Here is a 19,553-nt window from a genome sequence, read left to right as displayed (position 1 = left end):
GCGAGGTGCGAGCGCGGGTCAGAGGAGTCGGCCCAGCCTGCGGGCCGACTCGACGACCTGCGTCCCGAGCTCCTCGAAGCGCGCGGGCACGATGCGGATCGAGGGTCCTGACACCGACAGGGCTCCCACGACGCCGGTGCGCGAGACGATCGGCGCGCCGAGCGAGCTGATGCCGGTCGAGAGGCCGTTCTCGTTGATCGAGTAGCCGCGGGCGCGGACGGCGACGAGCTCGGCGCGGATCACGTCGGGGTCGACGAGCGACGCCGGGGTCCGCCGCTCCAGCGGGCCGGCCAGGTAGCGCTCGACCACGTCGTCGGGGCACGCCGACAGGTAGGCCAGGCCGGTGGCGGAGGCGTGCAGCGGGATCCGCTCCCCCAGCGGCAGGAACGCGCGGAGGGCGTGGGAGGTGTCGAGCCGCTCGAGGAGCACCAGCACGTCGCCGTCGGGGGCGCAGAGGTGCACCGTCTCGGTCGTGACCAGCTGCAGGTCGCTCATGAGCGGCAGCGCGAGGTCGCGCAGGCTCTGGCGGCCGCCGGCCCCGCCGCACACGGAGAGCGCGCGCAGACTCATCGACCAGCGCGCGCTCGTGCCGCCGGACGACTCGACCCAGCCGACCTCCTGCAGCGTCTGCAGGCAGCGGTGCACGGTGCTCTTCGGCAGGTCCGCGGCGCGGGCGAGGTCGGACAGCCCGACCGGCTGGAGCTCGGCGACACGCTCCAGCACCGAGAACGCGGTCACCACGCTGGCGGTCGTCACAGGCTCCTCCTCGGGCTCGGCCCGTCCGTCCCGCGGTGGTGCTTGCCCCGGGACGTCGGTGTGCTCTACGTTACACGCCCGTTCCGGCTGACGGCCCACTGTTCCATCAGGTGGACCGACCGGGAGCCGTCCCCCACCTGGAGGCGCCATGACCGCCCAGCTCGTCGCCCTCGGCATCTTCGTCGCCGTGTTCGCGATCGCCGCAGCCCGCAACGTCAACATTGGCATCGTCCTGTTCCCCGTGGCCGCGCTCGTCGGCCTGTGGGTCGCCGACCTCAGCCTCGAGGAGGTGGTCGCGGGCTTCCCGCTGTCGATCCTCGTGCTGCTCGTGGGCGTCACCTACTTCTTCGGCATCGCCCACAGCAACGGCACCATCGACTGGCTGATCGAGACGTCGCTGGCACGGGTCGGCGACCGGGACGCCGCGCTGCCCACCACGTTCTTCGCGCTGACCGCCCTCGTGTCGGCCATGGGCGCTCCGCTCGGCGGGCTCGTCATGGCCCCGATGGGCATGAGCGTCGCGCACCGCCGCGGCATCGACCCGATGCTCATGGCGTTGTCGATGGGCTGCGGGCTGAGCGCCGGCGCGTTCGCCCCCACCAGCCTGTTCGGCATCATCACCTGGGGCACCGCCGACGCCGCGGGCATCGCGCTCAGCCCGCTGCTGCTCTTCGCGGTGGCCGTGGTGATCAACCTGGTCCTGCTGGCCGTGGCGCACGTGCTGTTCGGTCGCGGACGACGTCGCGCGGAGGCCCCGCGCCTGGAGCGCGCCATGGTCGCGCGCGGTGCCGCACTGCCGGAGTACGGCCAGTCCTCGCTCTCCCTCGACGACGACGCCCCGGCCGAGGTCCGCTCGCCCGGTCGGGCGACGCCGCACCAGGTGCTCACGCTCGTGCTGATGGTCGGGCTCGTCGTGGCGGTCGTGGTGATGGCGCTCGGCGGTCTGGAGCCCGACATCGGCGTCATCGGCTTCGGCCTGGGTGCGCTTCTGGCGCTGGTCGACCCGGCCGCGGGGAAGGCGGCCATGAGCCGGATCGACTGGGGCTCGGTGCTCCTGGTCGGCGGCATCATCACCTACGTCGGCGTCCTGACGCAGATGGGCGTCATCGACCTCATCGGCGAGCGCGCCGCGCACGTCGGCGCCCCGGTCGTGGCGGCGCTCCTGCTGTGCGCGGCGGCAGGCCTCATCTCGGCCTTCGCGTCGACCACCGGGATGCTCGCCGCGCTCGTGCCCCTCGCCCTGCCGCTCATCGCCGACGGCGGCATCCCCGGCTGGGCGATGATCTGCGCCATCGGCGTCTGCGCGTCGATCGTCGACGTGTCGCCGTTCTCGACCGTGGGAGCCACGTACGTGGCCACGACCGTCGACCCGGACGCCCGTCCCCGCATGACCAGCCTGCTCACGCGGTGGGGGCTGTCGATGGTGGTCGTCGGTCCCGTCGCCCTGACCCTGACCCTCATCCTCCCTGGCATGGTGCTCTCATGACGTCCTCCTCCCCCACGACCCTGCTCCGTGCGCTGCGCGACCTCGACCTGCCGGACCACCCGGAGGCCGTCGTGGTCGACGGACGGGCGCTGTCGCGCGCAGGTCTGCGCGAGGTCGCCGTGGCGTTCGCCTCGCGGCTGCCGGACGCCGGACCGGTGGCCGTGTGCGCCGAGCCGACGCTGGAGACCGTCGTGGCCGTGAGCGGCTGCCTGCTGGCGGGCGTGCCCGTGGTGCCGGTGCCGCCCGACGCGGGCCCGGCCGAGACCACGCACGTGGTGAGCGACTCCGGTGCGACGTGCTGGGCCGGGCCGCCGCGCGAGGGCGTGGACCTGCCGCTCGTCGAGGTGCCGACCACCCCGACCGCCGGGGACCGACGCGTCGACCTGCCCGACCCGGTGGCGGAGACCGAGACGGCGATCGTGCTCTACACGTCGGGCACCACCGGGGCGCCCAAGGGCGTGGTGCTCAGCCACCGCGCCCTGCGGACCGGGATCGAGGGCCTGGCCGACGCGTGGGGCTGGACGGGTGACGACGTCGTCGCGCACGGCCTCCCGCTGTTCCACACGCACGGACTCGTGCTGGGCGTGCTCGGGTCGCTGCACCTGGGCTCGCGTGTCGTGCACACCGGCCGCCCGACGCCGCAGGCGTACGCGGCGACGCCCGCCACCGTCTACTTCGGCGTGCCGACCGTCTGGACGCGCGTGGCGCGCGACCCCGAGGCCGCACGGGCCCTGTCCGGTGCCCGGCTGCTCGTGTCGGGCAGCGCCCCGCTGCCCGTGCCGGTCTTCGAGCGGCTGCGCGAGCTCACCGGCCACGCGCTGGTGGAGCGCTACGGCATGACGGAGACCATGATCACCCTCAGCACGCGCGCCGACGGCGAGCGGCGCCCGGGGTGGGTGGGCCTCCCGGTGGGCGAGGCGCGCACGCGCCTGCGGGCCGAGGACGGCGGCGAGGTGCCCGCGGACGGCGAGACCGTCGGTCGGCTCGAGGTGAGCGGTCCGATGCTGTTCGACGGCTACCTGAACCTGCCGGGGACGACCGCCGAGGTGCTCGGGGCCGACGGGTGGTTCGCCACGGGCGACCTGGCCGTCGTGGACGCCGACGGCTTCCACCGGATCGTCGGCCGCGAGTCGGTCGACCTCATCAAGTCCGGGGGCTACCGCATCGGCGCCGGGGAGATCGAGACGTCTTTGCTCGCGCTGCCGGAGGTGCTGGAGGTGGCGGTGCTGGGTCTGCCCGACGAGGACCTCGGCCAGCGCATCGTCGCCTATGCGGTGGTCGCACCCGACGACGCCGACGACGCCCTCGCCGCACGCATGGTCGAGCACGTCGCGACGGACCTGTCGTGGCACAAGCGGCCGCGCGAGGTCCGGTTCGTGCCGTCGCTGCCGCGCAACGCGATGGGCAAGGTGCAGAAGAAGCTCATCCTCGACAGGCCGGGCTGAGCCGCGCGTCAGCGCCGGCGCAGCAGCGACCGCGGCAGCAGCAGCGCCCGGAGCCGCTCCCCTCGCGACCCGGCCGCACGGACCCGCTCGACCACCCGGCGCGCGGCGTCGCGCTCGTCGGCGACGTCGGTGCCCGGCCGGGCGTAGCGCGAGCGCTCGACGGCGGTGAGCACCCGGCGCAGGTCGTCGGGGTCGGCACGAGGACCGACCACCTCGACGAGCCCCCTCGGCGTCCCGGTCCGCGGGACCACCAGCCCGACGTCGACCGCCGACGCCTCCACCTCGCGCCACCACGGCTCGGGGTCGGAGGCGGCCAGCCGGCGACGTCGCAGCAGGCTGCGCACCAGACCGGGCAGCAGCGCCGCGAGCAGCAGGACGACGGCGACGGTGAGGGCGGTGCGCGGTGCCGTCGGGGCCTCTGAGTCGGCGGCCGACGCCTCGGTCGTGACCGAGCCCTCCTCCGCGGCGGCGTCGCTCGGTCGCTGCGACGGCTGGTCCTGCGGTGCTGCCTGCTCGGTGCTCTCCGGGGTGCCCTCGGGCTCCTCGAAGCCGGTGCGCGAGCCCACGCCGGGCGTCGGCTCGAAGCCGACCCAGCCGACACCGTCGAAGTAGATCTCGGGCCACGCGTGGAGGTCGTTGGACGTGACCTCGTACTCGGTGTTCCCGTCGTCGTCGACGCCCGCGGCCTGGCCGGGCGCGTACCCGACCGCGATCCGCGACGGCATCCCCAGCTCGCGGGCCATGACCGCCATCGCGGAGGAGAAGTGCACGCAGTAGCCGGCCTTCTCCTCCAGGAAGGTGCCGAGCACGCCGACGCCGTTGCCGTCGTAGTCCTCGGCGACCGGGGCGGTCTCGGAGTAGACGAAGTTCTGGCGGAAGTAGTCCTGCAACGCGAGGGCGCGGTCGTAGTCGTTGGTGGCGTCGGCGGTGACCTCGCGGGCCGTCGCGGCGACGACCGGCGGCACGTCGTCGGGCAGCGCGGTGTAGTCGAGGGGCACCGCGGTCGGCGAGGTGACGAGCGCCCGCATCTGCTCGGCCGTCGGGAGCCGCTCGAGGCTCGTGACCGTGTACTGCTGGTCGCGCGTGGTGGAGCTGTCGGAGCTGATGGTCAGGCCGGTGCGGCGCAGCGACCATGCGCCGCGCAGACCGTCGACGTCGAGCACCGGGTACGGCACCGGCAGCATGCTGCTGCGCAGGTCGGCGATCCGGATCGTCGTGGTCTCCTGGCTCGTCTCGACCTCGGGCTCGATGCCGATGCGGCTCTCGAACGGGTCGCCGTCGCTGGCCGTGGCCGGACGCCACGTGCGGCCCCGGAAGTCGCGCAGCGTCGCGACCTTGAGGTACGGCGGGTCCTGCAGCGTGGTCGTGTAGCGCGCGGAGACGGTGGTGCTGTTGCGGCGCAGGTTCTGCCCCAGCTGCAGCATCGGATTGATCCCGCGACCGAACACCTGGGGCGGCGGCTCGCCCCAGGGCTTGGCGACGGCGGTGACGTCGGGCAGGACGGGAGGCAGCAGGACCCCGACGAGCAGGGCCGAGCCACCGAGACCGAGGGCCGGCACCAGCGACGCCCAGCCTGCGGACGTCGCCGCCGTGCGGGTGCGCAGGAGCGCGAGCCAGCAGGCCGCGGCGCCGGCGAAGACCCAGAGCGACGACGTCTCGCCCGAGACCAGGGCCGGCGCGGCGTAGACCACCAGCAGCACGGCTCCGGTGAGGAGCACGCCGACGCGAAGGCGGAGCACGAGGTCGAGCACCAGGACGAGCAGGCCGAAGGCACCGGCGAGGAGCAGCACGAGCGGCCGCGCGGCCGCCGCCGGGGCGGCCTCCTCCATGACGATCACCTGGGCCCGCGACAGCGCCTCGCCGAGGCCCTGGAAGGTCGCGGTGGTCGGCAGGGGTCCGGCGAACGTCTCGGGGACGAACACCCACCCGAGCACCACCACCAGCACGAGGAGCCCGACCGGGACGGCGAACCGCGGTGCGAGGCTGCCGAGCACCGCGCAGACGAGGGCGACGAGGCCGGCCACGAGCGTCGTGGTCACCCACCAGTCACGGCCCTCGACGACCGTGTCGTAGCCCAGCAGGAGGACGGCGAGCGCGCCGACGACGAGGAGCTGGTCGAGCCAGGGACGCCGCGGCACGGCGGCGGCGCGACGTCGGGTGGAGGTCTCAGGACGCAGCACGGGTGCGACTCACCCCCAGGCGCGACCAGACCTCGGAGACGTCGTCGTGGGCGGTGTAGGGGACGTGCCGCCAGCCGGCACGCTCGAGCACCTCGAGCGCCGGTCCGCGCGTCCCGGCGGAGACGAGCGCGAGCACGCTGCTGGCGCCCGCGAGCGTCTCGGTCCAGGCCTGGGCACGCGCGACGTCGGGACGCCCGAGCACGGCCACCACGGTCCGCTCCCCGGGATCGGCGTCGGCAGGGTCGGCGCCCGGCAGCGGCTCGAGCACCGCGAGGTCGACGAGGGCCTCCTCGACGGCCTCGACGTGGTCGAGCTGGCGGTCGACCACGTCGAGCGGCGAGCGGAGGGTGACGGCGAAGCCGGCGTGCACGAGGTGGTCGACCATCGACGCCGCGGCGCTGACCGCCCACTCCAGCTCGGGCGAGTACGACCAGCCGTCCCGCTCCCGGGCGGTGCCGAAGGACGCCGCGTCGGGGTCGACGACGACGCCGATCCTCGGGTCGTCCTGCTGCTCCTCCTGGCGCACCATGAGCTCGCCGCGGTGCGCGGTGGCCTTCCAGTGCATCCGCTTCAGCGCGTCGCCGGGCAGGTACGTGCGGGCGACGAGGTCGTCCTCGCCGATGCCGGCGCGGTGCGCCGCGCCCTGGGCGGCGACCCCCTCGTCGAGCCCCCGGGTCGATCCCGCGTCGAGCGCGTGCCGCCGCGGGAGCACCACGAGGTCCTGGGCGTCGCCGAAGGTGTGGCGGCGCAGCACGAGGCCGAACGGGTCGACGACCTCGACCCGCAGCGGCCCGAGCGCGTGCCGACCTCGCCGCAGGCCCTGCACGGGGTAGCGGAACCGCGCCCGCGACCGGCGGGTGCGACTGCCGCCGAGCGGCGGGAGCACGCCGCTGGCATCGGCGCTCAGCCCGTGCGGCACGAGGTCGCTCCAACGGGCCTCGAGGGCGGGCAGCACCGACAGGTTGGTCACCTCGACGGTGGCGGTCGTGGTGTCGCCCGGCGAGAGCACCTCGGGCGCGAAGCGCCGCTCGACGACGACCCGCGCCTGCCCGAGGAGCACGAAGACGGCCGCCAGCACGACGACGCCGAGCAGCATCGCCGAGACGCTCAGCAGAGCAGGGAGCGACAACAGCGGCGCCGCGGCGAGCAGGACCACCGACGTGACGAGGAAGCCGGCACCACGACGCGTCAGTCGCAGACCAGGCCACACGAGACCAGCACGGGGCGGACCAGGACGAGGCAGCCGTCGCAGGAGCATCACGCCCGGGTCACCGACCGGTGCGTCATCGGGGCTCCACCGCACCCTGCGGCACGGGCGTCTCCGCGACGATGCGGCGCACCGTCTCCTCCACGGGCGCCGAGCCGCGGGCCGGGACCAGCCGGTGCGGGAGCACGAGCGGGGCGAGGGCGTCGACGTCGTCGGGCAGCACGTAGTCGCGGTCGTCGAGGTAGGCGCGGGCCTTCGCGACACGCACCAGCTGCAGGGTCGCGCGGGGGCTGGCACCGAGGCGCAGGGCGGCGTCCTCGCGCGTGGCCCGGGCGATCGCGACGCAGTACCGCTCCACCGACTCCGATGCGAACACCGCACGCGCCTGGGCGATCATCACGCGGACGTCGTCGATGGTCACGACCGGCTGCAGCCGGTCGAGGGGGTTGTCGACGTCGCGGTCGCGCAGCATCTCCAGCTCGGCGTCGACGTCGGGGTAGCCCATCGAGATCCGGGCGGTGAACCGGTCGCGCTGGGCCTCGGGCAGCGCGTACGTGCCCTCCATCTCGTACGGGTTCTGCGTGGCGATCACGCTGAACGGCGTCGCGAGCCGGTGGGTGCGTCCGTCGACCGTGACCTGCCGCTCCTCCATCGCCTCCAGGAGCGCGGACTGGGTCTTCGGCGAGGCGCGGTTGATCTCGTCGCCGATGACGATGTTCGCGAACACCGCACCGGGCTTGAACTCGAACTCGCCCTTCTGCTGGTTGAAGGCCGAGACGCCGGTGACGTCGGAGGGCAGCAGGTCGGGCGTGAACTGGATGCGACGCACGGAGCCGTCGACGCTGCGCGCGAGTGCGCGGGCGAGCACCGTCTTGCCGACGCCGGGGACGTCCTCGATCAGCAGATGACCCTCGGCGAGGAGCACCACGACGGCGGTCTGGACCGCCTCGGGCTTGCCGTCGACGACGGACTCGATGTTCGTGAGGACACGGCGGGCGGCGGCTCGGGCGTCGTCCATGGGACTCCCTCGGTCGGTGGCGGGGGGTCGGTCCATCATCCCCTGCTCCCCCCAACGTCGCAGGACGACCAGGAGTTTCCGCCGGGCCTCTCCCCCTCCCCGCGATGTGTGGACCTGATGACGGTTCCGGGGCAAAAAACCGTCACCAGGTCCACACAACGCGTCGGAGGCGCGAGGCGTCTCAGTCCTCGTCGTCGCCGAGGAGGGCGGCGTGCGCGAGGCCCGCGATCGCGGCACCGAGGACCGGCGCCAGGATGAACACCCAGACCTGCGAGAGGGCGTCGCCGCCCGCGAACCAGGCCACGCCGAGCGATCGCGCCGGGTTCACCGACGTGTTGCTCACGGGGATGCTCACGAGGTGGATCAGCGTGAGGGCCAGGCCGATGGCCAGGCCCGAGAAGCCGACCGCGGCACGCTTGGACGAGGCGCCGAGGATCACGAAGAGGAAGAACGCCGTGAGCACGACCTCGGTGACGACGACCGCCCAGAACCCGTACCCGCCCGGGGAGCGGTCGCCGTAGCCGTTCGTGGCGAACCCGGAGGCGACGGCGTCGAAGCCTGGCTTGCCCGAGGCGATGGCGAGCAGGAGCGCGCCGGCCACGGGTCGCGCCGACCACCTGCGCCGCTGCGTACGCCGGCACGTCCTTCCAGGGGAAGCGGCGGGCGGTCGCGAGTCCGACGGACACCGCAGGGTTGAAGTGCCCGCCGGAGACGGGCCCGAACGCGTAGGCGCCGGTGAGGACGGTCAGGCCGAACGCCAGCGCGACGCCGGCGAAGCCGACCTGGTCGCCGGCGAGCACGGCGGTGCCGCAGCCGCCGAGGACGAGCCAGAAGGTGCCGAGCGCCTCCGCCGTCAGGCGCTGCGACGTGGTGAAGACGGGCGTGGTGGTGGACATGGGGACCTCTCTCGTGTCGGTGGGGACGGGGTGCGGCGCCATCAGCGCCGACGCGACCGGCGCGAGCCGCGGTCGTGACGACGCTCCTCGAGCTTCCGCTTGGCGATCGGGAGGCCGACGAGCGACAGCAGCTTCCAGACGAGCCAGCCGAGCAGGGCGAACAGGTTGCGCTTGGGTCGAGCCATGGGGGACTCCTCGGGGAGACGGGGGTGGGGGACGACGGTGAGAGTCTCGGAGCGCGCCGATCGTCACGTCCGCCGACGTGTGACTCAGGTCACTTCCGGCGTGGCACGGGCGGCGCCGGAGCCTGGCGACGCACGTCCGTCGATACTGGGGCGCATGCCCCTCGACACCAGGACGCCGCGGTGAGCACGCTCCTGCTCGTGCTGCACACGCCCACGGCGGCCACCCGCGTCCTGGGCGATCAGCTCGCGGCCGGCGCCCAGGACGACGCGATCGAGGGCGTCGACGTCCGCGTCCTCTCCCCCGACGCGACCACGGCCGACGACGTCCTCGCGGCGGACGGTCTCGTGCTGCTCTGCCCGGCCAACTTCGGGTACATGTCGGGTCTGCTGAAGGACCTCTTCGACCGCACCTTCCTGGCCGTCGGCGGGGCGCTGGGCGACGACGGTGGCGGGACTCGCCCCGACGCCGGGGGCGGGACGTCCGACGGCGGTCGCCTGCCGTGGGCGCTGTGCGTGCACGGCCGCTACGACACCGAGGGCGCCGTGCGCTCGGTCGAGTCGATCGCCCAGGCCCTCCCCTGGCGCCGCGTCGCGGCCCCGCTGCAGCTGCTCGGCGACGTCGGCGACGACGAGCGCGCGGCCGCCTACGAGCTCGGCGCCACGGTGGCCGCCCTGCTCGACGTCGGCTGACGGTCCCGTCGACCGACCGGTGACGTCCTAGGCTGACAGGATGGACCTGCTCGTCGCCGCGGCCCTGATGGCCGGCCTGCCGTGCGCGCTGGCCACCGTCGGCGTCGGGCCGGTCGTGGTCGCGCAGGCCCGCTCTGCCGGGTGGCGCGTCGCGGTCGTCCTCCTCGCCGTAGCCTCCCTGGCGTCCGCCGTCGTCGTGTGGAGGGCCTGGGGCACAGGCTTCGACGCCGCCGACGGCCTGGGCGAGGAACCGTCGTGGGTCGATCCCGCGCTGCAGGGTGGCGCGGTCGTCTGGACCCTGACGACCGTCGCCCTCGGCGTCGTGCTCGTCGCGGCGCACCGGCGCCGCCACGCCGTCGACAGGACGGGGCTGTGCCGTCCTGGGACCATGGAGTCATGAAACTCCCCGAGGGACTGCCCACGCTGACGGCCGGGGCGCACGACGCCGACGCGGGCGAGGCCTGCGTCATGGAGTACGTCTCGGTCCTGGCCGGCGAGCCGTGGAGCGACCGGCCCGAGTGCACCCACCCGGTGCTCGCCCACGAGGCGCGCACCGCCAACGACCTCGCGAGCGACGCCGACCGGCACCGTCTGGTGCCGCTCGTCGGTCGTCTCTTCGGCACGGGCGACGACTCCGTCGAGCTGCGCACCCGGCTGCGTCTCGCCCAGGCCGCGCAGGTGCTCCGCCTCGTGGACCCGACGGCACGCGTCAGCGTGCAGGGCTACGCCGACCACGCGCAGGTGCTGCTCGCGTCGTACGACGTCGACGCGCTCGACGCCGCCGCGCAGGCGCGCGAGGTCGCGGCCGCCTGGGACGTCGCCCGCAGCGCACCGCTGCACGGGGGCGACCTCGACCCGGCCCACGCCGAGCACCACCGCACCGCGTCGCGCGTCATGGCCTTCGCGGCCGCGCCCGACCTCACCGCGCCCGAGGCGTGGTCGCTGGCGACCCTCGCCTCCGCGCACCGCGTGGCCGCCGGCGAGTGCCGCGCCGACTGCGGCGACGGCGAGGCCCGTGCCCGGCGCATGGTGCGCGAGCTCGGCGAGCTGATCGACGTCTACGACGAGGTGACCGGCCGCGTGGCCGACACCGTCGCCCCTTGCGACGCCGCCGCGCTCGCCGCGCGCCTCTGACGCGCCAGGACGGCTGACCGGCGATGCCGAGGTCGCCCACGTGGGTCGTCCTCGCGGTCACGCTGATCGGGGGCTGCTCCTCCCCCGACCCCGCGAGCGACCCGGCGGACCCCCTGGCCGCGGGCTGTCGGCTCGTCGCGGCGCAGGCGCGCCTCGACGTGGCCCAGGTCGACGCCGCCGAGCTCCGGTCGTTCTCCACCAGCCTCGACGCGCAGGCCGACGCCCTGTCGACGTCGGACGCCGCTGAGCTGCGGCCGCTGGCGCGTGCGGCGGCGACCCTCGCCCAGGCACCCCCCGGGGACGGGCGGGAGCAGGCGCGCGCCGAGTACCGGGCGGTGCTCGAGGCCACGTCGGACGTCTGCGCGGCGGCCCGGACCGCCGGTCGCTAGCGCGTCGGTGATCCGTCCCGCGGCGGACTCACCTGCGCCGCGACGTCCACGCGAGCAGCTCGTCGACCGGCCAGGTGGTGACGACCCGCTCCAGCGGCACGCCGAGCGCTTCGGCACGGGCGCACCCGTGGTCGAGGAAGTCGAGCTGGCCGGGGGCGTGCGCGTCGGAGTCGATGCTGAACAGGCAGCCTGCCTCGAGCGCGAGGCGCACGAGGTCGTCCGGCGGGTCGGCCCGCTCAGGACGGGCGTTGATCTCGACCGCCACGGCGTGCTCCGCGCACGCCTCGAACACCCGCCGCGCGTCGAACCGGCTCGGCGGACGAGTACCTCGTCCACCCTCGACCAGCCGACCCGTGCAGTGGCCGAGCACGTCGGTCGCCGGGTTCCTGACGGCGGCGAGCATGCGTCGCGTCATCGCGATGCTGTCGGCGCGCAGGTCGGAGTGCACGCTCGCCACCACGACGTCGAGCCGGTCGAGCAGCGCCGGGTCCTGGTCCAGCGAGCCGTCCTTCAGGATGTCGACCTCGATGCCCGACAGCACCTGGGTGCCCTCCACCTGCGCGTCGACGTCGGCGACCAGCTCCAGCTGGGCCTCCAGCCGGTCCGCGGTCAGGCCGTTGGCCACCGTCAGGCGTGGCGAGTGGTCGGTGATCGCGACGTACTCGTGCCCGAGGTGCGCCGCCGTCCGGGCCATGACCTCGAGCGGCGAGCCGCCGTCGGACCAGTCCGTGTGGGTGTGCAGGTCGCCGCGGACGGCGGCACGGACCCGTTCACCGCCTGCGACGAGCGGACCCTCGCCCTCCTCCCGCAGGGTGGCGAGGTAGCCGGGCACCCGACCCTCGACCACCTCGCGCACCACCCCGGCCGTGCGCTCGCCGATCCCGTCGAGCGACCGAAGCCGCCCCTCCCGGGCGAGCTGCTCGACGTCGTCGCGCTCGCGCAGCACGCCGGCGGCCCGCCGGAACGCCTCGACGCGATAGCTCGAGGCGCGAGAGCGCTCCAGCCAGAACGCGACCTCCTCGAGCGCGGTCACCGGGTCCATGCGTCCATCGTGCCCCGGGCCTACGGTGGGCGCATGATCCGTCGCCACGTCGTCGTGTCCGGTCGTGTCCAGGGTGTCTTCTACCGCGCCTCCCTGGAGCAGGAGGCGCACGCAGCGGGCGTGGCCGGCTGGGTGCGCGACCGCGTCGACGGCACGGTCGAGGCGGCGCTCGAGGGCGAGCGTGCCGCCGTCGAGCGCGTGCTCGCGTGGTGCCGACAGGGACCTGCGCGCGCGGAGGTCGCCGACGTCGTGGTCGAGGACGAGGAGCCGGTCGGAGAGACCGGCTTCACGACCCGCGGCTAGAACCCGAGCTTGCGCAGCTGCTTGGGGTCGCGCTGCCAGTCCTTCGCCACCTTGACGTGCAGGTCGAGGTGCACGGGAGTGCCGAGCAGCCGCTCGACCTGGGTGCGCGAGACGGTGCCGATCTCCTTGAGGCGCGCACCCTTGCGGCCGATGACGATGCCCTTCTGGCTGTCGCGCTCGACGTAGACGTTGACGCGGACGTCGAGCAGCGGACGGTCGGCCGGGCGGTCCTCGCGCGGCACCATCTCCTCGACGACGACCGCGATCGAGTGCGGCAGCTCGTCGTGCACGCCCTCCAGAGCGGCCTCGCGGACGATCTCCGCGACGAGGGTCTCCTCCGGCTCGTCGGTGAGCTGGCCCTCCGGGTACATCGGCGGACCCTCGGGCAGCGTGGCGACGAGCAGGTCGGCGAGCAGGTCGACCTGGTCGCCGGCGACCGCGGAGACCGGCACGATGTCGCGCCACACGAGACCGGCCGCCTCACCGGCCGACTGGACCGCGAGCAGCTGCTCCCCCACCCGCTCGGGGGCGACGAGGTCGGTCTTGGTGACCACGGCGAGCACGGGCGTGCGGCGGATCTTCGCGAGCTCCTCGACGAGGAACCGGTCGCCGGGCCCGACCTTCTGGTCCGCGGGGAAGCACATGGCGATGGTGTCGACCTCGGCCCACGTGGTGCGGACGATGTCGTTCAGACGCTGGCCGAGGGTGTTGCGGGGTCGGTGCAGACCCGGCGTGTCGACGAGGACGAGCTGCGCGTCGTCGCGGTGCACCAGGCCGCGGATCGCGTGCCGCGTGGTCTGCGGCTTGGAGGAGGTGATGGCCACCTTCTCGCCGACGAGGGCGTTGGTGAGCGTCGACTTGCCCGCGTTGGGGCGGCCGACGAAGCAGGCGAAGCCGGAGCGGAACGTCACGTCGTGGTCCCCTCGACGACCGTGCCGGCCGTGTCCGCGCGGAACACCGGGACGCCCGTCCCGGCGAGGTCGCGCACCGCGCCGACGTCGGGCAGCGCGTCGGCGACGACGAGCGCAGCCTCGAGACCGCGCGCGCCGGAGGAGACGGCCATGGCGACGGCGAGGTCGAGCGCACCGACGTGCAGCGACGTCAGCGCGACGTCGGCCGCCGCGTAGGTGCGACCGTCGAGGTCGCGCACGGCGGCACCCGCCGGCGCCTGGGTGCGTGCGCGGGTGGCGCGGGCCAGGGTGGCGAGCTTCGCGTCCTCCGGTCCGGGAGCCGGGTCGAGAGCGTGGGCGGGGGTGGGGTCAGCCACGGGATCCTCCGGGGACGGGGTCGGGGTCGGACGGGACGTCGACGCGCGAGACGTGCACGCGTCCGATGCGGTTGCGGCGGCCGCTCGGGGCCTCGGCGACGAGCCGCAGGCCCTCCACCTCCACCGTGCTGCCGGGGATGGGGACCTTGCCGAGGTGCTTGGCGAGCAGGCCGCCGACGGAGTCGACGTCCTCGTCGTCGAGGTCGACGTCGAACAGCTCGCCGAGGTCGTCGACGTCGTACCGGGCGCTCACCCGGTACGACCCGTCGGAGAGGCTCTCGAGCTCGTCGGGCTCGGTGTCGTACTCGTCGGTGATCTCGCCGACGATCTCCTCGAGGATGTCCTCGATCGTGACCATGCCCGACGTGCCGCCGAACTCGTCGACGACGATCGCGACGTGCGTGCGCTGCGCCTGCATCTCCTTGAGGAGGTCGTCGGCCGGCTTCGTGTCGGGCACGAACAGGCACGGACGCATGATGGAGTCGATGCGCTCGGTCGACTCCGCGACGTGGTTGTCGAAGACCCGCTTCGTGACGTCCTTCAGGTACGCCATGCCCAGCACGTCGTCGAGGTTCTCGCCGATGACCGGCACGCGTGAGTAGCCGCTGCGCAGGCACAGCGACATCGCCTGGCGCAGGGTCTTGGACTGCTCGATGAACACGAGGTCCGGGCGCGGCACCATGACCTCGCGGACGATCGTGTCGCCGAGCTCGAAGACCGACTGGATCATGCGCGACTCGTCGGACTCGATGACGCTGCTGGCCGCGGCGAGGTCGACCAGCTCGCGCACCTCGACCTCCGACGCGAACGGCCCCTCGCGGAAGCCCCGACCCGGGGTGAGCGCGTTGCCGAGCACGATGAGCAGCCGGGGCACCGGTCCGAGCAGGGCGGTGAGCAGCCGCACCGGACCGGCCGACGCGAGCGCCACGGCCTCGGAGTGCTGGCGACCGAGCGTGCGCGGCCCCACGCCGATGAGGACGTAGGAGACGACGACCATGATCGCCACGGCGACGACGATCTGCCACCACAGCCCGTCGACCCGGTCGTCGACCACGAGCGCCACGAGCACGACCGCCGCCGTCTCGCACACCACCCGCAGCAGCAGCACCGTGTTGAGGGCAGGCGCGGGGTCCTCGAGGATCCGGCCGAGGGGCACGGCCCCGCCGCGACCCTCCTCGCGCAGCTCCGCGGCCCGGGCACGCGAGAACGACGACAGCGCGGCGTCGACGCTCGCCAACGTGCCCGCCGCGACCGCCAGGACGACCGACGCGACGATCGCGACCGTCATCGCAGGCTGCCTCCGTCGGCGTCCGGTCGAGGTTCGACGACGCCGTCCTCGACGTCGCCGCCCGCCGCGACCTGCTGCCACTCCAGCAGCAGCCGACCCTGGATGCCGAACATCTCGGCGTGCTCCTCGGGCGTGGCGTGGTCGAAGCCGAGCAGGTGCAGGATGCCGTGCGTGGTGAGCAGGTCGATCTCGTCGGACACGTCGTGACCGGCGGCCGGCGCCTGCTGCGCCGCCACCTGCGGGCAGAGGGCGATGTCGCCGAGGTAGCCCTCGGGCTCGTCCTCCGGCTCGCGGTCGCGCCGCCCGGGCGACAGCTCGTCCATGGGGAAGGACAGCACGTCGGTGGGGCCCTTCTTGTCCATCCACTGCTCGTTGAGCACCGCGATGGTGTCGGTGTCGACGAGGCGGACCGTCAGCTCGGTGGCCGGGTGCAGCCGCATGCGCCGCATGACGAAGCGGCACAGCCGGGTGAGGGCGACGACGTCGACGCCCTGGCCGGACTCATCGAGGACGTCGACGTTCATGCTCCACCTGTCCCGCGGCCGGGGCCGACTCGTTCTCGAACGCGTCGTACGCGGCGACGATGCGCCCGACGAGCTTGTGCCGCACGACGTCGCTCGACGTCAGCGTCGCGAAGTGGATGTCCTTGACGTCCGCGAGGATGTCGCGCACGACCCGCAGGCCGCTCTTCTGGCCCGACGGGAGGTCGACCTGGCTGACGTCGCCGGTGACCACGATCTGCGAGCCGAAGCCGAGCCGGGTCAGGAACATCTTCATCTGCTCGGGCGTGGTGTTCTGCGCCTCGTCGAGGATGATGAACGCGTCCTGGAGCGTGCGGCCGCGCATGTAGGCGAGCGGGGCGATCTCGATCGTGCCGCTCGTGAGCAGCTTGGGGATCGTCTCGGGATCGAGCATGTCGTGCAGCGCGTCGTACAGCGGCCGCAGGTACGGGTCGATCTTCTCGCTCAGGGTGCCGGGCAGGTAGCCCAGCCGCTCCCCCGCCTCGACGGCCGGTCGGGTGAGGATGATGCGGGTGATCTCCTTGGCCTGCAGCGCCTGGACGGCCTTGGCCATCGCGAGGTAGGTCTTGCCCGTGCCGGCCGGGCCGATGCCGAAGACGATCGTGTTCTGGTCGATCGCGTCGACGTACTTCTTCTGGTTCAGCGTCTTCGGCCGGATGGTGCGGCCCCGGTTGCTGAGGATGTTGAGGCTGAGCACCTCGGCCGGGCGCTCCTGCGTCTCGGTGCGCAGCATGCCGATGGAGCGCTCGACGGTCTCGGCGGTGAGTCCCTGGCCCGTGCGCACGATGGCGACGAGCTCGTCGAGCAGCCGCTCGACGAGCGCGACCTCGGCCGGAGCGCCGGTGACGGTCAGCTGGTTGCCCCGCGCGTGGACCGCCGCGTCGAACGCGTCCTCGACGATGCGGAGGTACTCGTCGCCCGGCCCGTAGAGGGAGACGGTGTCGATGCTGGTCGGGACGGTGAACGTGTGGGGACGCTGGTCCCCGGGAGAATCAGGAGTCATGTGTGCCTCCATGGTACGGGGATGCGCCGACACGTCGACAGCGCCGGACCGCGGCGCCGTGCGCTCAGCCCGGGGGCCAGCCGAGCGAGCGCCCGGCGAGCACGTGCCCGTGGCAGTGGAAGACCGTCTGGTGCGCGTCGGCACCGGTGTTGAAGACGAGCCGGTAGGAGCCGCCCGCCTCGTCGGCGACGCGGCGGGCCAGGCGCAGCAGCCCGACGGCCGCCTCCGGCTCGGCCTCGGCGAGGCTGCCGACGTCGGGCTGGTGCACGCGCGGGATGACGAGCACGTGCGTGGGCGCCTGCGGGCTGATGTCGCGGAACGCCACGGCGTGCTCGTCCTGCGCGACGACGTCGGCGGGCACCTCGCCCTCGACGATCTTGCAGAACAGGCAGTCGGCGCTGGGGCTCATGGTCCCTTCCTACCGCACCCGGCGGCCTGCGACGAGACCTCCGCTCAGCGGAAGGCGTCCTTGATGCGGCCGAACACGCTGCCGCGGTGGGTGCTGCCGAGCTGTGCCTCGGGACGCTCCTCGTCGCGCAGGGCGGCGAGCTGCTTCAGCAGGTCGCGCTGCGCGTCGTCGAGGTCGTCCGGGGTCTGCACGACGATCTCGACGACGAGGTCGCCGCGACCCGGTCCCCGCAGGCGCGGGACGCCCTGGCCGCGCAGCGTGAGCGTCTCGCCCGACTGGATGCCGGCGGGCACCTCCAGCCCGACGACCTCCGGCCCGTCCTCGTCGGCCAGGTCGGCCTCGAGGGTCGGCAGGTCGACGTGCGTGCCGAGGGCGGCGGCCGTCATGGGCAGCGTCACCTGGCAGCGCAGCTGGTCGCCCTTGCGGGTGAAGACGGGGTGGCGAGCCACCTCGACCTCGATGTAGAGGTCGCCTGCCGGGCCCCCGCCCGGGCCGACCTCGCCCTCGCCGGCGAGCTGGATGCGCGTGCCCTGGTCGACACCGGCCGGGATCGAGACCGTGATCGAGCGGCGCGAGCGCACCCGGCCGTCGCCGTGGCACTCGTGGCAGGGGTCCTGGATGACGGTGCCGAACCCGTGGCACGTCGGGCACGGGCGGGCCGTGCGGACGCTGCCGAGCGGGGTGCGCTGGACCTGCTGCACCTCGCCGTGGCCGTGGCACGTGCCGCAGGTGACCGTCGCGGAGTCGTCCTCGGCGCCGCTGCCCGAGCACCGCTCGCAGACCACGGCGGTGTCGACCTTGATCTCGCGCGTGACGCCGAACGCGGCCTCGGCGAGGTCGACCTGCAGGCGCAGCAGCGCGTCCTGCCCACGCTGCACGCGCGAGCGCGGACCACGGCTGCTGCTGCCGCCACCGCCGAAGAAGGCGTCCATGATGTCGTCGAAGCTGAACCCGGCGCCTCCGCCGAAGCCGCCCGCTCCGCCCCCGCCGCCGAGCGGGTTGCCGCCGCGGTCGTACACGGCACGCTTCTGGGGGTCCGACAGCACCTCGTACGCGGTGGTGACCTCCTTGAAGCGGTCGGCGGCGTCGGGGGCGTCGTTCACGTCCGGGTGCAGCTGACGCGCCAGCTTGCGGTACGCCTTCTTCATCTCCTCGGGCGTCGCCGACCGGGAGACGCCGAGCAGCGCGTAGTAGTCCTGTGCCATACGTCCTTCGTCCTGTTCAGCCGTCCGCGAGCTGTCGCCCGACGTAACGGGCGACCGCGCCGACGGCGGCCATGGTTCCGGGGTAGTCCATGCGGGTGGGGCCGAGCGTGCCGAGCATCGCCAGCGCCTGCTCGGAGGTGCCGTACGCCGACGAGACGACCGCCGTGCCGGGCAGTCCCTCGGTGCCGGTCTCCAGACCGATGCGCACGGTGGGGTCGGTGGTGGCCTCGCCGAGCAGCTTCAGCAGCACGACCTGCTCCTCCAGCGCCTCCAGCACGGGGCGGATGGAGGTGTCGAAGTCGCGGCCGAAGCGCGCGAGGTTCGCGGTGCCACCGACGGCGACGCGCTCGTCGCTGCGCTCGTCGGAGAACACGTGGGTGAGCGTGGTGACCACGGAGGTCACGAGCGGGCGGTCGGCGGGCGCGAACGTGCCGATCACGTCGGCGAGGCGCAGCGACGCCTCGGGCAGGCGCTGGCCCACCGCCGCCGTCATGATCCGCGAGCGGACGTCGGACAGCAGCCCGTCGCCCGGTGTCGCCTCGAGCTCGACGATGCGCTGCTCGACGCGGCCGCTGCTCGTGATCACGACCACGAGCACCCGCGCGCCCTCGAGCGCCACCACCTCGACGTGACGCACCGTGGAGCGGGTCAGCGACGGGTACTGCACGATCGCGACCTGGTTGGTGAGCTGGGCGAGCACCTTGACGCTGCGCTGCACCACGTCGTCGACGTCGACGGCGCCGCCCAGGAACGTCTCGATCGCGCGACGCTCGGGCGACGTGAGCGCCTTGACCTGCGAGAGCCGGTCGACGAACAGCCGGTACCCCTTGTCGGTGGGCACGCGACCGGCGCTCGTGTGGGGCTGGGCGATGAGCCCCTCCTCCTCGAGCACGGCCATGTCGTTGCGGATCGTGGCCGGCGAGACGCCGAGCTGGTGACGTTCGACGAGGGCGCGGGAGCCGACCGGCTCCTGGGTCTCGACGTAGTCCTCGACGATGGCGCGCAGGACCTCCAGGCGACGGTCCTCGGACGGGAGACGACGGTCCTCCGGCACGGCGCTCTCCTCCTCTGGGACGGTCTCGGCTGGACGGTGCGTGGCTCGGGTGCGACGACGCCGGACGGCCTCGGG

22 protein-coding genes and 1 pseudogene are annotated in these 19,553 nt (G+C 73.7%); 7 read left to right on the top strand and 16 right to left on the bottom strand.

The features are described 5' to 3' along the window. Positions 1-18: 18 nt before the first annotated feature. Positions 19-756 (bottom strand): IclR family transcriptional regulator, encoded by a 738-nt coding sequence (locus tag QE370_RS11085; protein ID WP_309634386.1) that lies wholly within the window; start codon positions 754-756, stop codon positions 19-21. Positions 757-904: 148 nt separating this feature from the next. On the opposite strand from QE370_RS11085, the gene QE370_RS11080 reads away from it, so the two are divergent. Together QE370_RS11080 and QE370_RS11075 are read left to right on the top strand one after the other, a co-directional pair. Continuing rightward, positions 905-2,242, top strand: coding sequence for an SLC13 family permease (locus QE370_RS11080; RefSeq protein WP_309634385.1), 1,338 nt, complete (start codon positions 905-907; stop codon positions 2,240-2,242). Beyond that, a complete protein-coding gene (locus tag QE370_RS11075) occupies positions 2,239-3,687 on the top strand; it encodes an acyl-CoA synthetase (protein WP_309634384.1) in 1,449 nt (482 codons plus the stop codon). Before QE370_RS11080 ends, QE370_RS11075 begins: the two co-directional genes overlap by 4 nt. Positions 3,688-3,695: 8 nt before the next feature. Here the strand turns inward: QE370_RS11075 and QE370_RS11070 are convergent, their stop codons facing one another. The 6 genes and pseudogenes from QE370_RS11070 to QE370_RS11050 form a co-directional block, all read right to left on the bottom strand. Next, complete coding sequence (locus QE370_RS11070) at positions 3,696-5,867, bottom strand: DUF3488 and transglutaminase-like domain-containing protein (RefSeq protein ID WP_309634383.1); 2,172 nt, start codon at positions 5,865-5,867, stop codon at positions 3,696-3,698. After that, positions 5,854-7,077: a DUF58 domain-containing protein gene (locus QE370_RS11065; protein WP_309634382.1), complete on the bottom strand. Its 1,224-nt coding sequence runs from the start codon at positions 7,075-7,077 to the stop codon at positions 5,854-5,856. Before QE370_RS11065 ends, QE370_RS11070 begins: the two co-directional genes overlap by 14 nt. Before the next feature lie 73 nt (positions 7,078-7,150). Beyond that, on the bottom strand, positions 7,151-8,092 hold the full coding sequence (locus QE370_RS11060) for a MoxR family ATPase (RefSeq protein WP_144433761.1): 942 nt from the start codon (positions 8,090-8,092) through the stop codon (positions 7,151-7,153). A gap of 181 nt (positions 8,093-8,273) precedes the next feature. After that, on the bottom strand, positions 8,274-8,693 hold the full coding sequence (locus QE370_RS11055) for an aquaporin (RefSeq protein WP_309634381.1): 420 nt from the start codon (positions 8,691-8,693) through the stop codon (positions 8,274-8,276). A 55-nt stretch (positions 8,694-8,748) separates the two neighbouring features. Beyond that, a pseudogene (locus QE370_RS18205) lies at positions 8,749-8,988 on the bottom strand (aquaporin); the annotation flags it as partial. A gap of 41 nt (positions 8,989-9,029) precedes the next feature. After that, on the bottom strand, positions 9,030-9,173 hold the full coding sequence (locus QE370_RS11050) for a hypothetical protein (protein ID WP_253024280.1): 144 nt from the start codon (positions 9,171-9,173) through the stop codon (positions 9,030-9,032). Positions 9,174-9,353: 180 nt separating this feature from the next. On the opposite strand from QE370_RS11050, the gene QE370_RS11045 reads away from it, so the two are divergent. From QE370_RS11045 to QE370_RS11030, 4 genes are read left to right on the top strand one after another with little or no spacing between them, the layout of a single operon-like run. After that, on the top strand, positions 9,354-9,863 hold the full coding sequence (locus QE370_RS11045) for a flavodoxin family protein (protein ID WP_309634380.1): 510 nt from the start codon (positions 9,354-9,356) through the stop codon (positions 9,861-9,863). A 40-nt stretch (positions 9,864-9,903) separates the two neighbouring features. Beyond that, entirely contained in the window at positions 9,904-10,263 is a 360-nt protein-coding gene (locus tag QE370_RS11040; protein ID WP_309634379.1) for a hypothetical protein, read from the top strand. Further along, positions 10,260-10,997 carry a hypothetical protein gene (locus QE370_RS11035; protein ID WP_309634378.1) on the top strand — a complete coding sequence of 246 codons (738 nt, stop codon included), beginning with the start codon at positions 10,260-10,262 and terminating at the stop codon, positions 10,995-10,997. The genes QE370_RS11040 and QE370_RS11035 overlap by 4 nt, the downstream gene beginning before the upstream one ends. Before the next feature lie 23 nt (positions 10,998-11,020). After that, complete coding sequence (locus QE370_RS11030) at positions 11,021-11,386, top strand: hypothetical protein (protein ID WP_309634377.1); 366 nt, start codon at positions 11,021-11,023, stop codon at positions 11,384-11,386. A 28-nt stretch (positions 11,387-11,414) separates the two neighbouring features. On the opposite strand, the gene QE370_RS11025 is transcribed toward QE370_RS11030, so the two are convergent. Continuing rightward, entirely contained in the window at positions 11,415-12,428 is a 1,014-nt protein-coding gene (locus QE370_RS11025) for a PHP domain-containing protein (protein ID WP_309634376.1), read from the bottom strand. A 33-nt stretch (positions 12,429-12,461) separates the two neighbouring features. Here QE370_RS11025 and QE370_RS11020 point away from each other — a divergent pair, with 33 nt between their 5' ends. After that, entirely contained in the window at positions 12,462-12,731 is a 270-nt protein-coding gene (locus QE370_RS11020; protein ID WP_309634375.1) for an acylphosphatase, read from the top strand. On the opposite strand, the gene era is transcribed toward QE370_RS11020, so the two are convergent. The 8 genes from era to hrcA all read right to left on the bottom strand — a co-directional run bounded on the left by era (position 12,728) and on the right by hrcA (position 19,478). Then, on the bottom strand, positions 12,728-13,642 hold the full coding sequence (gene era, locus QE370_RS11015; protein ID WP_253025458.1) for a GTPase Era: 915 nt from the start codon (positions 13,640-13,642) through the stop codon (positions 12,728-12,730). The genes QE370_RS11020 and era overlap by 4 nt on opposite strands. After that, positions 13,639-13,998 (bottom strand): cytidine deaminase, encoded by a 360-nt coding sequence (locus tag QE370_RS11010; protein WP_067858751.1) that lies wholly within the window; start codon positions 13,996-13,998, stop codon positions 13,639-13,641. The genes era and QE370_RS11010 overlap by 4 nt, the downstream gene beginning before the upstream one ends. Next, the gene (locus QE370_RS11005) at positions 13,991-15,286 is read right to left on the bottom strand and encodes a hemolysin family protein (RefSeq protein ID WP_309634374.1); all 1,296 of its coding nucleotides are present in this window, start codon (positions 15,284-15,286) and stop codon (positions 13,991-13,993) included. The genes QE370_RS11010 and QE370_RS11005 overlap by 8 nt, the downstream gene beginning before the upstream one ends. Further along, the gene (gene ybeY, locus QE370_RS11000) at positions 15,283-15,810 is read right to left on the bottom strand and encodes an rRNA maturation RNase YbeY (RefSeq protein ID WP_309634373.1); all 528 of its coding nucleotides are present in this window, start codon (positions 15,808-15,810) and stop codon (positions 15,283-15,285) included. Before ybeY ends, QE370_RS11005 begins: the two co-directional genes overlap by 4 nt. Beyond that, positions 15,788-16,810: a PhoH family protein gene (locus tag QE370_RS10995; protein WP_067858760.1), complete on the bottom strand. Its 1,023-nt coding sequence runs from the start codon at positions 16,808-16,810 to the stop codon at positions 15,788-15,790. Before QE370_RS10995 ends, ybeY begins: the two co-directional genes overlap by 23 nt. A 64-nt stretch (positions 16,811-16,874) precedes the next feature. Further along, a complete protein-coding gene (locus QE370_RS10990; RefSeq protein WP_067858762.1) occupies positions 16,875-17,219 on the bottom strand; it encodes a histidine triad nucleotide-binding protein in 345 nt (114 codons plus the stop codon). Positions 17,220-17,263: 44 nt separating this feature from the next. Beyond that, the gene (gene dnaJ, locus QE370_RS10985; RefSeq protein WP_253025452.1) at positions 17,264-18,424 is read right to left on the bottom strand and encodes a molecular chaperone DnaJ; all 1,161 of its coding nucleotides are present in this window, start codon (positions 18,422-18,424) and stop codon (positions 17,264-17,266) included. Positions 18,425-18,440: 16 nt separating this feature from the next. Further along, positions 18,441-19,478, bottom strand: a complete 1,038-nt coding sequence (gene hrcA / locus QE370_RS10980; protein WP_067858767.1) for a heat-inducible transcriptional repressor HrcA — start codon at positions 19,476-19,478, stop codon at positions 18,441-18,443. Positions 19,479-19,553 lie beyond the last annotated feature (75 nt).

Origin of the sequence: Aeromicrobium sp. SORGH_AS_0981, from assembly GCF_031453195.1 — a bacterium.
In the GTDB taxonomy this organism is placed as follows: domain Bacteria; phylum Actinomycetota; class Actinomycetes; order Propionibacteriales; family Nocardioidaceae; genus Aeromicrobium.
The sequence above is the reverse complement of the archived record's forward strand: the minus strand, read 5'-3'. Positions and strand labels throughout refer to the sequence as shown.